The organism is Streptomyces sp. NPDC054872, assembly GCF_053610705.1.
In genome coordinates, this window is the sequence record NZ_JBSGYY010000002.1 from 104,642 (window position 1) to 116,820 (window position 12,179).

Here is a 12,179-nt window from a genome sequence, read left to right on the forward strand (position 1 = left end):
AGCGTGAGGAGAGGCCCCCGTCACCTGGTGACGGGGGCCTCTTTCAGTTCCCCCCTACCGAGGGCCCGCAACTTCTCGTATGGTGGAAACAAGTTTCCGAAAAGCTGGTGAACGAAAAGTTCGCAATCCGAGGCGGCTACCACGTACTCAGTGGTAGGTGCGACGATCGGACGGCAAGAGCAACACGGTGAAAGCAGAGGAAGTCGGCCATGGCAACGGCGCCCAGCGTCTCCTACTCGAACACGGTCCGGTTGGAGGTGCCCGCGAGCGGCACCGCGGTCTCCCAGATCACCACGGCCGTCGAGTCCCACGGAGGCTCGGTGACCGGCCTCGACGTCACGGCTTCCGGCCATGAGGCACTCCGGATCGACGTCACGATCGCGGCGACCTCCACGACGCACGGCGACGAGATCGTCGCGCAGCTGCGCACCATCGAGGGCGTCACCGTCGGCAAGGTCTCCGACCGTACGTTCCTGATGCACCTCGGCGGCAAGATCGAGATGGCGTCCAAGCACCCCATCCGCAACCGCGACGACCTCTCCATGATCTACACCCCGGGCGTGGCCCGCGTGTGCATGGCGATCGCCGAGAACCCCGAGGACGCGCGCCGCCTCACCATCAAGCGCAACTCCGTTGCGGTCGTAACGGACGGTTCGGCCGTCCTCGGACTCGGCAACATCGGCCCGAAGGCCGCGCTCCCGGTCATGGAGGGCAAGGCGGCCCTCTTCAAGCGCTTCGCCGGCATCGACGCCTGGCCGCTGTGCCTGGACACCCAGGACACCGACGCGATCGTCGAGATCGTGAAGGCGATCGCCCCCGGCTTCGCGGGCATCAACCTGGAGGACATCTCGGCGCCGCGCTGCTTCGAGATCGAGGCCAGGCTCCGCGAGGCCCTGGACATCCCCGTCTTCCACGACGACCAGCACGGCACCGCGATCGTCGTGCTCGCCGCGCTGACCAACGCACTTCGCGTGGTGGGCAAGGGAATCGGCGACGTACGCGTCGTCATGTCCGGCGCGGGCGCGGCCGGTACGGCCATCCTCAAGCTGCTCATCGCGGCGGGCGTCAAGCACGCCGTCGTCGCCGACATCCACGGTGTCGTACACGCGGACCGCGAGGACCTCGTGGACGCCGCGCCGGACTCGCCGCTGCGCTGGATCGCCGACAACACCAACCCCGAGGGCGCCCGCGGCACCCTCAAGGAAGCGGTCGTCGGCGCCGACGTCTTCATCGGCGTCTCGGCCCCGAACGTCCTGAACGGCGACGACGTCGCCGCCATGGCCGACGGCGCCATCGTGTTCGCGCTCGCGAACCCCGACCCCGAGGTCGAGCCCACGGTCGCCCGCCAGACGGCGGCGGTCGTGGCCACGGGCCGCTCGGACTTCCCGAACCAGATCAACAACGTCCTGGTCTTCCCCGGCGTCTTCCGCGGCCTGCTCGACGCCCAGTCGCGCACCGTCAACACGGAGATGATGCTGGCGGCGGCGGGCGCCCTCGCGGACGTCGTCGCCGAGGACGAGCTCAACCCGAACTACATCATCCCCAGCGTCTTCAACGACAAGGTCGCGGGCGCGGTCGCCGATGCGGTGCGCAGCGCGGCGAAGGCCGCCGGGGTGGCTGTGACAGGCGCCACGGCCCAGTAGTACGGCGCGTCGCGGAACGCAGGGCCCTGAAAGGCCCTCTAGGGTGGCGTGGAAGCGCGCCCCCGACTGCCACCTTCCGGGGGCGGTGAAGCTTTTCGTGTGACCCCAAGGGGCCCGGATTGGCTTTCCCGCCGCAGGTGGGGGCAGGATGCCTTTCTGGGCGCGAGGGTCCGGATGACGGACCCGGGTCCGGGGCCTGACCGAGGACCCTGGCAGCATCGGCTTCGCTGTGCCCATCATGCGGCCCCGCCGCGTGGCACGCCTCAACGGCAAGAAGAACACGGGAGTACAAACATGAACCGCAGTGAGCTGGTGGCCGCGCTGGCCGACCGCGCCGAGGTGACCCGCAAGGACGCCGACGCCGTGCTGGCGGCGTTCGCCGAGACCGTCGGCGAGATCGTTGCCAAGGGCGACGAGAAGGTCACCATCCCCGGCTTCCTGACCTTCGAGCGCACCCACCGTGCCGCTCGCACCGCCCGGAACCCGCAGACCGGCGAGCCGATCAACATCCCGGCCGGCTACAGCGTCAAGGTTTCGGCGGGCTCCAAGCTCAAGGAAGCCGCCAAGGGCAAGTAGCCTCAAGCAGCAGACAGAAGGGGCGGTCACCCACCGGGTGACCGCCCCTTCTGTCTGCCGTCTCTATGTGCCGTTCAAAGAACGTACAAAGAACTACAGCGTCGCCCTGCCCGGCAGCTCGACCTTCGCACCGAGCTCCACGAGCTTGTCCATGAAGTTCTCGTAGCCACGGTTGATCAGATCGATGCCGTGCACGCGGGACGTGCCCTGGGCCGCCAGAGCGGCGATCAGGTACGAGAAGCCGCCGCGCAGGTCAGGAATGACCAGATCGGCGCCCTGGAGCTTCGTGGGGCCGCTGACGACCGCCGAGTGGAGGAAGTTGCGCTGCCCGAAGCGGCAGTCGGAACCGCCGAGGCACTCGCGGTAGAGCTGGATGTGTGCGCCCATCTGGTTGAGCGCGGAGGTGAAGCCGAGCCGTGACTCGTACACCGTCTCGTGCACGATGGACAGGCCCGCGGCCTGCGTCAGGGCGACGACCAGGGGCTGCTGCCAGTCCGTCTGGAAGCCGGGGTGCACGTCCGTCTCCAGGGCGATCGCGTTGAGCGAGCCGCCCGGGTGCCAGAAGCGGATGCCCTCGTCGTCGATCTCGAAGGCACCGCCCACCTTCCGGTAGGTGTTCAGGAACGTCATCATCGAGCGCTGCTGGGCGCCGCGGACGTAGATGTTCCCTTCGGTCGCCAGCGCCGCGGAAGCCCAGGAGGCGGCCTCCAGGCGGTCCGAGAGGGCGTGGTGGTTGTAGCCGCCCAGGCTGTCGACACCGGTGACCCTTATGGTCCGGTCGGTGTCCATCGCGATGATCGCGCCCATCTTCTGCAGCACGCAGATGAGGTCCTCGATCTCGGGCTCGACGGCGGCGTTCGAGAGCTCGGTGACGCCTTCGGCCAGCACGGCCGTGAGCAGAACCTGCTCGGTGGCGCCGACGGAGGGGTACGGCAGCTGGATCTTCGTGCCGCGGAGCCGCTGCGGGGCCTCCAGGTACTGGCCGCCCTCGCGCTTCTCGATGGTCGCGCCGAACTGGCGGAGCACCTCGAAGTGGAAGTCGATCGGCCGGCCGCCGATGTCGCAGCCGCCGAGGCCGGGGATGAAGGCGTGCCCGAGGCGGTGCAGGAGCGGCCCGCAGAAGAGAATCGGGATGCGCGACGACCCGGCGTGGGCGTCGATGTCCGCGACGTTGGCACTCTCCACGTGCGAGGGGTCCATGACCAGCTCGCCCGGCTCCTCACCGGGGCGGACCGTGACGCCATGCAGCTGCAGGAGTCCGCGTACGACGCGCACGTCGCGGATGTCGGGGACATTGCGCAGCCTGCTCGGAGCGCTGCCGAGCAGCGCGGCGACCATGGCCTTGGGCACGAGGTTCTTCGCGCCGCGGACACGGATCTCGCCCTCCAGCGGGGTTCCGCCGTGGACAAGCAGTACATCGTCGGTGACGGTCATGAATCTCGCGTTCCGATTGGATGGACGGGTGGACCAAAGGGCAAGCGTAATGGGCGTGTACCCCCTTCCCGTAAGGCCAAGGGCGTCCAGAACCTGTCATGACTTCGCGACAACACGAACCGTTCGGAACCGGACACTCCGGGTCACCGCCGAAAGTGTGCGCTCCGGACGCCCCCATGCGCCCCTGAGCTGCATTCACTCCCGTACGGGCATTGCCTCCCCCCGCGGGGCAAAGATGCGGGATCATGTCGTTCATGACCGAGGTGTCCTCGCTCACAGGGCGGCTGCTCGTGGCCACGCCTGCCCTGGCGGACCCGAACTTCGACCGCGCGGTGGTGCTGCTCCTCGACCACGACGAGGAGGGCTCGCTCGGCGTGGTCCTCAACCGGCCCACGCCCGTGGACGTCGCGGACATCCTGGAGGGCTGGGGTGACCTGGCGGGCGCGCCGGGAGTCGTCTTCCAGGGCGGCCCCGTCTCGCTCGACTCGGCGCTCGGCGTGGCGGTGATCCCCGGGGAAGAGGGCCCCGCCTCCGGCGTCCGTGCGCGGCCGGGCAGAGCGGAGCCCATCGGCTGGCGCCGCGTGCACGGAGCGATCGGCCTGGTAGACCTGGACACCCCTCCCGAACTCCTGGCCCCCGCGCTCGGCTCACTGCGGATCTTCGCCGGTTACGCGGGCTGGGGCCCGGGCCAACTGGAGGACGAGCTCGTCGAGGGCGCCTGGTACGTGGTCGAGTCCGAGCCCGGCGACGTCTCGTCCCCGGACCCGGAGAGGCTGTGGCGGGCGGTCCTGCGCCGCCAGCGGAGTGAGCTGGCGATGGTGGCTACTTATCCGGATGATGCGTCGCTCAACTGACCGAGGAGGCGCTGCGCGGCCGATGCTCTGGGTCGCTGCTGACCGGGTTGCTGCTCTGCGGAGTCGCCGAAGTCGACGATGGCCAGTTTTTTGGGGCGTCGTTCTCGCCGGGAAGATGACCCGTTAGTGGGACAAGTGTCCCTGGCCGTGGTCACGTTCGGCGTACGACAGCTGTGTGGCGGCGGGTGGGGTCCGGCCGCAGAAGCTGCCGGATACCTCTTGGTCCGGGCTTGTCGTGCGCCGCTGCGAGAGGGTTCGCTGCGGTGAAGGCGAGAGTTCACGCAGATAGCGTGGTCACTCATGTTTTAGCCCTCGCCCCACGGGAGTCACCCTTGAAGCGTCGAACGTTGCCTGCCTTCGCCGCAGCTATCACTGCCGCAGCACTAGCCCTCACCGCGTGCGGCGGTGGGGACGGCGAGTCCAGCGGCAGCGACAAGATTGCCGGGGCAGGCTCGGGCGATGAGAAGAGCTCGCCTTCGCCGTCCACGACGAAGGATGCCGCGGGTCGGCCGGAGATCAAACTGCCGGGCGACATGAAGACGGTCTTCGAGGGGCGGGAGACCGGGGACGCGGCCAAGGACGCGATCCTGGCGGACAACGAGCAGACCGTCAGCACGGTGTGGAAGGCGATGGCGTCCGGGGACACGAAGACCTCCGGAATGGCCTTCTACTACACGGATACCGCGTTGACCGGGGCCTATGAGTACGCCGAGAACGCCATCGACAAGAGCACCAGCTGGGCCGGTACCTTGCGCTACTACGACCGCAAAGTGACGGTATTCGACAAGAAGTCGGCAGCGGTGACGTACTGCGTGGACGAGAGCCGAGCGGACGTCAAGAACCGCAAGACGAACAAGACCGAAGGAACCAAGACGTCGTCCAACAGTTACGTCTACTACAACACGGGAGTGAAGAAGAACGAGGACGGCGTTTGGCAGACCTGGAGCCTCAGCGAGGACCGAGGGTCCGAGAAGTGCCGGCCCTGATCCGGCGGACGGCGGCGGTGGCGGCGGTCGCTGTGGTGGCGTGCTCCCTCTCGGCGTATTCGGCCGGAGCCGGGGACCTGGGCGGCATCGGGAGCGTGGAGGAGGAGGCCACCGGCAGGTCCACAGGCCCCATCCTGCGGTCCAAGGTCCGCTTCGAGATTGTGAGCGGCGCCGCCGCGTCAGGAGATTCCGGCCCTCTCACGTCCACGTCGTGGGACTGGAAGCCCCCGGCATGTTGGTACGAGCCGTACTGGAAGGCCAAGGACTTCAAGACCTTCATGGAAGCTCAGTGGTCGATCTACTCGTCTGCGGGTGGTGACGCCAAGGGCCTCGCGGGTGACAAGGCGCGCTACAAGGGCGGTAAGCCCTACAAGGACTTCAATGCCGCCAAGAACGGCAAGGGCATGTGGTGGGTAGCCGTTGAGAACCCTGACATGAAGGGCGAGCCGACCGCTCAAGCCTGCACTCGCCCCCCGTTCTGGGTGGACAAGGGCAAGGCCCCGACCGTCCCCCAGGCCATCGACCCCAAGACCCTCGCAGCCCTCGCTTACCAGCAGACCAAGGTGCCGGGCACCGAGATCGAGTTGAAGCCCGAGGCCAAGTCGACGGTGAATCTGCCCACTTGGGCCTGGCTGGACAAGGGCACGTTCAAGGAGGTCAAGGTCCGCGCCGACCTGCCCGGCACGGGCCTGTGGGCGCAGACCACCGCGAAGCCGGTCAGCCTCCACTTGGAGCCGGGTACGGGGGATGCGGAGACGTTCCCCGCATCCGGTGAGTGCGAGTTCAACAAGGACGGCAGCATCGGAGCGCCCTACACCAGGGGTGCTGCGAAGCATGAGCCGCAGTGCGGGATCAAGTACCTGCGCGCCACGAGTGGTCAGCCGTATCAGCTGACGGCATCGGTGACATGGGAAATCGAGTGGACCGGTACCGGCGGCGCGAAGGGCGATCTCCCGGACGGGACCTTCGAGACCACGCAGGACATGAACGTCCAGGAGATCCAGTCCATCAACCGTTGAGGGCGTACCTCGGGGGATAGGGGGAGGTCGGGGAAGTGCCTGATTCTGATCTGGCTGTCGACTACGAGTTGCTCAACACGTCGGCGAAGCAGCTGGGCGCCATTCAAAGGGAGTTCAAAAACCTGGGGGAATGGAAAGACGACATCGCATCGGTCGTGGGGGCTTCCGGCATGAAAGAGGCAATGGCTGAATTCATCGACAACTGGGACGATAACCGCAAGCGTTTGCTTGAGTCGTTGGGCACCGTCGGGACGATGGTCGAGGAAACGCGGAACGCATTCCAGAAGCTCGATGACGAGTTGTCAAAGCCTGGCAAGAAGAAGAAATAGCGATTCGGCAATCAAGTCGACCGACCATCCGACTTCGGGGGAAGAGTGGCACGACCGAAAGACTGGCAGCCCCTGTGTGAAAGTGATCCCCTGCCGGGTGATCCTGACGGGATTCGTGGCCAGGTGAAGCACATGAAGAAGATCGCCGAGTATCTGCGTACTCAGGCCGCGGCGCTCAACGCGATGGCTGACGCCGACAACCTCAAGGGAAAGTACGCGGAGAAGCTCGGTGAGGATGCGCGTGGCTTGGGGCGGAAGCTTGATGAGGCGGAGGACCGGTATCGCGAGGTCAAGGGCCACCTGACTGGCTGGGGAAATGAACTCGAGGGATTCCAGAAGAGGGCGGACAAGGCACTTGAGGACGCCAAGGACGCTCAGCGTGTGATCGACGCACACGAGGGCAAGGCGGACGACAAGCCCGACTCCGGCAAGGGCGAAAAAGGCGGCAAGGGTGACAAGGGCTCCGACGCCGAGGATCCCGCTCTCAAGCGCGCCAAAGAGGACTTGGTGAAAGCCCGAGCGCGGTTCAACTCCGCGGTCGGCGATTACGACGAACGCTCCGGCCACTTCGCGGGGAAGATCCGGGACTCCATCGACGATGACATGAAGGACAGTTGGTGGAACGACTTCAAGGGCGCTATTGCTGATGCCGACTGGATCGGCGAATGGGCTGACAGGCTGAGCTGGATCGCGACGGCCGTAGGCGTGGCAGCCATGCTCTTCCCTGGTATCGGCTGGATTGCGGCCGCCCTGACCATCGCCGTGCTGGCCGCCCATACCGTACAGGCGGCAACGGGCAATGGGTCATGGTTCGACGTCGTCATGGATATCGGGGCGTTGAAGCTTGCGCGTAATGGCATGAAAGCTGCTAAGGGGATCAAGCTCCTGCAGAACAGCTCGCGCAAGGTCGCCTCCAAATCAGCCGGCACCGCCCAGCAGGCGCAGAGCGCGTCGAAAACCGCGGGGTCGAGGGGAAGTTCGGTGGCGAAATCCCGGAAGGGCGGTGGAAGATCGGGTAATGCGCGTAAGAACGCCAGAGCTCGTAATATGCGTCAGTTGGCCCAAAGTCGGGCAGACGGGAAGAAGGCTGCCGGCGAGGTGCGCGATGCGGAGATGCCGCAGATTACTGCGCAGGAGAAGGCCGGTGTGTTGGGAGACGCCCAGCTCGGTCGTCAGATGAAGGACATCAAGAAGTGGCACGATGAGTTCCCTGACAATACGCAGCTCGCAGACAATGCCCGCCAGGCCGAGCGTCATAAGGACGCACTCGTGGGATCGTGGGGAGCCAGTACGGTCCTTGATAGCGGGGACAAGGCCGGCGACATGGTCTCGGACGGCGAGTACGGCAGAATGAAGGATCGCATGACGCGGTCAGTGGGCTCGCGATGGTGAGGATGAGTTGATGACCGTGGAAGGCAGCGACCGGGTGGCCCGCTGTGAGCGGCGTTTGGCGTGGCGCCTGGGCTTTTTTAGATGGTTTTTCCTGCTGTCCATGCTGCGTATGTTCGCCACTCCCGCGAGCAAGGACTTCTTTGGCAGGGAGCTGGTGTCGTGGCCGACGTGGGACTGGGTGCTTTGTGTGCTGGTACCGGTGAGCTTGATCTATTTGTCTCGCCGTCCGGACGATTGGAAGGACCTGCGGGGTGAGCGCAGCCTGATTAAGTGGGCGCTCATTCTGTATCTCGTCTACGCGTTGATGGGGGCCGTAGGCATGGGCGCCTGGGTGCTCTGGATCGCAGTGGGTATCTGTCTCGCCGGCTTCGCAGGAATGTGGCACCTCAACCGCAAGGAGCGGCTTCGTGCAGGCTGAGCCGACCGGGCGGGCAGGCCAGGTCGACGACGAAGCCCCAGTCACCGGCTACCGGATCATCCTCCCCGACCAGTGGGCCCAAGTCCCCCTGCGTCAGGGCACGGAGGAGGCCGTACGCCGGATTCTCGACGACGCCTTCACCCGCATTCCCGCCGATACGCCGCCGGACAAGATCGGCCCCTATAAGCGTGAGCTGGAACGACGCTTTCGGGAAGCCGTAGCCCAGGCGGTGAAGAGCAAGGCCCTGGACCTCTACCTGCCGGTCAAGCCGATGGGTGAATACAGCATCGGGGCATCGATCCTCGTCTCCGAGAGCCTCTTGCCCCGGCGGCAGGGACAGCCGAATGAGGCCGAGCCGACCGAGGCGGCGGTTCAACTCCTTTCCAGAGATGGTGTGAAGGGCGCCGACCTGAGCTCGGGAGAGGTCGACGGGGCCCTCGCGGTCCGCCGGGAGCATGTGGTGAAGGCCGACAGCGGTCATGGAACAGAACTCGCCTCGCGGCGTGTCGAGTACATGATCTCCGTACCGGACGACCCGGATCGCTGGTTCGTGGCGGCCTTCTCGACCGTAGGGGGCGGCAGTCCCCGGGACGAGCTGGCCGAGGTCCTCGTCGAATGGTTCGATGCCCTGATGGCGAATTTCCGCTGGCGGCGGGGATGAGCGAGTACTTCTGGGCCCTCATCGACATTGAGGACGTCGATCCCACGCCCTGGGTGATGTTGCCGCCGCGATCCGGGCTGACGGCTCCATGGTCCGTGTGGGAGGACATCCGCTTCTGGTCCCGGGAGGTCGCCGAGGAGTTGTGGGAGGACCACGACCTCGACCCGGGGCCGAACGGCGTGGACTTCGTCGCGGGCACCCTGGAGCGTTGCGCCGAGGCCTTCGCGCCGCCTGGCTCGGACCAATGGGTGTTCCTCCATCTCGATCAGCCCACCGATCTGCCGCTCCCGGTCTGCGCTGCGATCGGACCCGCGTCGGGCCCTCGTGAGGCGACCCTCCGTGCCCTCACTGAGGCTGACGATCCGAGGGCCATCGAGCCCGCGGTCGTGAAGAGCGTCGAGTCCGAGAAGCTGGGCGAAGGGCTGACCACCTTCCGCTATGTGCCGCAGGCGGAATCGCCCCACCTGCTGGGTTGCGTCCGTTACGGCTGGCAGGTGGACGAGCACAAGGCGGACGTCGTCGTGTGGACGGCCACCGAAGATGTCGCCCACCTCCTGCGTGCCGCCGATGACCTTGATGACCTGGCGCGGTCGCTGGCGATCTGGGTCGTTCCGTGATCCCGCGCACCGCGCCATGGCGCGCCGTCCAGTCGGATGACGCTCGTACGTCCTGGCCCGGCTCGGGCGATGTCAGTAACCGGCAGGCGTAGGTACCCTTGGATGCCATGAGCACTCTTGAGCCCGAGCCCGAGCGCGGGGCAGGTACGGGGACCCTCGTAGAGCCGACGCCGCAGGTGTCGAGCGGTGACGGTGACCACGAGCGCTACGCGCACTATGTCCAGAAGGACAAGATCATGGCGAGCGCGCTCGACGGTACGCCCGTCGTCGCGCTCTGCGGCAAGGTGTGGGTGCCGGGTCGTGACCCGAAGAAGTACCCCGTCTGCCCCATGTGCAAGGAGATCTACGAGTCCATGAGCGCCGGTGGCGACAAGGACAAGGGCGGCAAGGACGGCAAGGGCGGCGGCAAGAAGTAGCCCCGGGCACGGTTCCAGGACCTTCCTCGGCCTTCCTCGGCCTTCCTCGGAAAGGGGCGTTGCGTGTGCCGCAACGCCCCTTTTGCGTTGTGCAATCGCGTGGCAGATTCGCCGCATGACCTTTGAGCAACTCATCCCGGCGCCCGCACGCGCCGAGGGGCCGCATCCCGAAGGCTTCGTTCTCGTCTCCTCCACCGCGCTCCGGGCCGGGCCCGGTACCGAGTCCACCGAGCGCTGGCTGCGGGCCACGCTCGGCGGTGCGCTCGGCCTGCCGCTCGCGCCCGGCGAGGGTGGCGGCATCTCGCTGGGCATCGACGACTCCCTCGCGCCCGAGGCGTACCGGCTCACGGTGGGGGAGAGCGGCGTCGAGATCCTCGGTGGCGCTGCTCCCGGCGTCTTCTGGGGGGCGCAGACCCTGCGCCAGCTCACCGGTCCTGAGGCGTTCCGGCGGGCCCCGCTGCGGGCGGCCGGGCGGTACGCCGTACCGGGGTGCCTGATCGAGGACAGCCCTCGCTTCGGCTGGCGCGGCATGATGCTCGACGTGGCCCGGCACTTCATGCCCAAGGACGGCGTCCTGCGCTACCTGGACCTCCTCGCCGCCCACAAGCTGAACGTCTTCCACTTCCACCTCACCGACGACCAGGGCTGGCGCATCGAGATCAAGCGCTACCCCAAGCTGACGGAGGCCGGTTCGTGGCGGCCGCGCTCGAAGTGGGGCCACCGCGCCTCCGAGCTGTGGAACGACACCCCGCACGGCGGCTTCTACACGCAGGACGACATCCGCGAGATCGTCGCGTACGCCCACGAGCGGCACATCGCCGTCGTACCCGAGATCGACATCCCCGGGCACTCGCAGGCCGCCATCCACGCCTATCCGGAGCTCGGCAACACCGACATCGTCGACACCGCGTCGCTCGGCGTCTGGGACACCTGGGGCGTCAACCCCAACGTCCTCGCCCCGACCGAGAACACCCTCCGTTTCTACGAAGGGGTGTTCGAGGAGCTGCTCGAGCTCTTCCCCTCCACCTTCATTCATGTGGGCGGTGATGAATGTCCCAAGGATCAGTGGAGGGCCTCGCCCACCGCGCAGGCCCGCATCAAGGAACTGGGCGTCGGTGACGAGAACGGTCTGCAGAGCTGGTTCATCCGGCACTTCGACAGCTGGCTGACCGCGCGCGGACGCAGGCTCATCGGCTGGGACGAGATCCTGGAGGGCGGCCTCGCCGAGGGCGCCACCGTGTCCTCCTGGCGCGGTTACGGGGGCGGGATCGCGGCGGCCAAGGCCGGTCACGACGTCGTCATGTGTCCGGAGCAGCAGGTGTACTTGGATCACCGGCAGGACGGCGGACCCGACGAGCCCGCGCCCATCGGCTTCGTCCGCACCCTGGAGGACGTCTACCGTTTCGAGCCGGTGCCGCCGCAGCTCACCGCCGAGGAAGCCGCGCACGTGCTCGGCACCCAGGCGAACGTGTGGACCGAGGTGATGGAGTACCACGCACGCGTGGACTACCAGGTGTTCCCGCGTCTCGCCGCCTTCGCCGAGGTCGCCTGGAGCAGGCTCCCCGCATCCGCCGAGCGCGACTTCGCCGACTTCGAGCGGCGAATGACCCCGCACTACGCGCGACTTGACGCCCTCGGCGTCGACTACCGCCCGCCGGGCGGCCCGTTGCCGTGGCAGAAGCGCCCGGGAGTGCTCGGACGCCCGATCGACGGGGCGCCCCCGAACGTGTGAGGCACACCCCGTGCTCCGCGTGTCGGGCCGCCCGTGCCGAGAGCATGGGCGGCCCGGCGAAAGCCGTACAAGAGTCACCGAAGAGTGGCAATTCCCGCTGAC

Annotated in this window: 13 protein-coding genes; 12 read left to right on the forward strand and 1 reads right to left on the reverse strand. The window is 67.0% G+C overall.

The features are described from left to right. The first annotated feature begins 209 nt into the window (after positions 1–209). Positions 210–1,643 carry a malic enzyme-like NAD(P)-binding protein gene (locus tag ACWGIH_RS02565; protein ID WP_453448710.1) on the forward strand — a complete coding sequence of 478 codons (1,434 nt, stop codon included), beginning with the start codon at positions 210–212 and terminating at the stop codon, positions 1,641–1,643. A 294-nt stretch (positions 1,644–1,937) separates the two neighbouring features. Further along, positions 1,938–2,219: an HU family DNA-binding protein gene (locus ACWGIH_RS02570; RefSeq protein WP_016645140.1), complete on the forward strand. Its 282-nt coding sequence runs from the start codon at positions 1,938–1,940 to the stop codon at positions 2,217–2,219. Between the two features lie 93 nt (positions 2,220–2,312). Here ACWGIH_RS02570 and murA read toward each other — a convergent pair whose 3' ends face one another. Then, a complete protein-coding gene (gene murA, locus ACWGIH_RS02575; RefSeq protein ID WP_344521857.1) occupies positions 2,313–3,653 on the reverse strand; it encodes a UDP-N-acetylglucosamine 1-carboxyvinyltransferase in 1,341 nt (446 codons plus the stop codon). A gap of 245 nt (positions 3,654–3,898) precedes the next feature. Here murA and ACWGIH_RS02580 point away from each other — a divergent pair, with 245 nt between their 5' ends. From ACWGIH_RS02580 to ACWGIH_RS02625, 10 genes are all read left to right on the forward strand, one after another. Then, positions 3,899–4,507, forward strand: coding sequence for a YqgE/AlgH family protein (locus ACWGIH_RS02580; RefSeq protein ID WP_453448801.1), 609 nt, complete (start codon positions 3,899–3,901; stop codon positions 4,505–4,507). 332 nt (positions 4,508–4,839) lie between these two features. Continuing rightward, positions 4,840–5,493, forward strand: coding sequence for a hypothetical protein (locus tag ACWGIH_RS02585; protein WP_453448800.1), 654 nt, complete (start codon positions 4,840–4,842; stop codon positions 5,491–5,493). After that, positions 5,481–6,512, forward strand: a complete 1,032-nt coding sequence (locus ACWGIH_RS02590) for a hypothetical protein (protein ID WP_453448799.1) — start codon at positions 5,481–5,483, stop codon at positions 6,510–6,512. The genes ACWGIH_RS02585 and ACWGIH_RS02590 overlap by 13 nt, the downstream gene beginning before the upstream one ends. A 35-nt stretch (positions 6,513–6,547) precedes the next feature. After that, entirely contained in the window at positions 6,548–6,841 is a 294-nt protein-coding gene (locus tag ACWGIH_RS02595) for a hypothetical protein (protein WP_453448798.1), read from the forward strand. Positions 6,842–6,973: 132 nt separating this feature from the next. Next, positions 6,974–8,233, forward strand: coding sequence for a hypothetical protein (locus ACWGIH_RS02600; protein ID WP_453448797.1), 1,260 nt, complete (start codon positions 6,974–6,976; stop codon positions 8,231–8,233). Positions 8,234–8,243: 10 nt separating this feature from the next. After that, positions 8,244–8,651, forward strand: a complete 408-nt coding sequence (locus tag ACWGIH_RS02605) for a hypothetical protein (protein WP_453448796.1) — start codon at positions 8,244–8,246, stop codon at positions 8,649–8,651. Beyond that, a complete protein-coding gene (locus ACWGIH_RS02610; RefSeq protein ID WP_453448795.1) occupies positions 8,641–9,312 on the forward strand; it encodes a hypothetical protein in 672 nt (223 codons plus the stop codon). The genes ACWGIH_RS02605 and ACWGIH_RS02610 overlap by 11 nt, the downstream gene beginning before the upstream one ends. Then, positions 9,309–9,929: a hypothetical protein gene (locus tag ACWGIH_RS02615; RefSeq protein ID WP_453448794.1), complete on the forward strand. Its 621-nt coding sequence runs from the start codon at positions 9,309–9,311 to the stop codon at positions 9,927–9,929. The genes ACWGIH_RS02610 and ACWGIH_RS02615 overlap by 4 nt, the downstream gene beginning before the upstream one ends. A gap of 107 nt (positions 9,930–10,036) precedes the next feature. Continuing rightward, positions 10,037–10,345: a DUF3039 domain-containing protein gene (locus tag ACWGIH_RS02620; protein ID WP_363211472.1), complete on the forward strand. Its 309-nt coding sequence runs from the start codon at positions 10,037–10,039 to the stop codon at positions 10,343–10,345. Positions 10,346–10,460: 115 nt separating this feature from the next. Beyond that, the gene (locus ACWGIH_RS02625; protein WP_453448793.1) at positions 10,461–12,077 is read left to right on the forward strand and encodes a beta-N-acetylhexosaminidase; all 1,617 of its coding nucleotides are present in this window, start codon (positions 10,461–10,463) and stop codon (positions 12,075–12,077) included. Positions 12,078–12,179: the final 102 nt, after the last annotated feature.

Coding starts and splice junctions, on each gene's coding strand:
- ACWGIH_RS02600 (WP_453448797.1), top strand. CDS start 6,974: ATGAAGAAGATCGCCGAGTATCTGCGTACTCAGGCCGCGGCGCTCAAC.
- ACWGIH_RS02570 (WP_016645140.1), top strand. CDS start 1,938: ATGAACCGCAGTGAGCTGGTGGCCGCGCTGGCCGACCGCGCCGAGGTG.
- murA (WP_344521857.1), bottom strand. CDS start 3,653: ATGACCGTCACCGACGATGTACTGCTTGTCCACGGCGGAACCCCGCTG.
- ACWGIH_RS02605 (WP_453448796.1), top strand. CDS start 8,244: ATGACCGTGGAAGGCAGCGACCGGGTGGCCCGCTGTGAGCGGCGTTTG.
- ACWGIH_RS02620 (WP_363211472.1), top strand. CDS start 10,037: ATGAGCACTCTTGAGCCCGAGCCCGAGCGCGGGGCAGGTACGGGGACC.
- ACWGIH_RS02580 (WP_453448801.1), top strand. CDS start 3,899: ATGTCGTTCATGACCGAGGTGTCCTCGCTCACAGGGCGGCTGCTCGTG.
- ACWGIH_RS02625 (WP_453448793.1), top strand. CDS start 10,461: ATGACCTTTGAGCAACTCATCCCGGCGCCCGCACGCGCCGAGGGGCCG.
- ACWGIH_RS02615 (WP_453448794.1), top strand. CDS start 9,309: ATGAGCGAGTACTTCTGGGCCCTCATCGACATTGAGGACGTCGATCCC.
- ACWGIH_RS02565 (WP_453448710.1), top strand. CDS start 210: ATGGCAACGGCGCCCAGCGTCTCCTACTCGAACACGGTCCGGTTGGAG.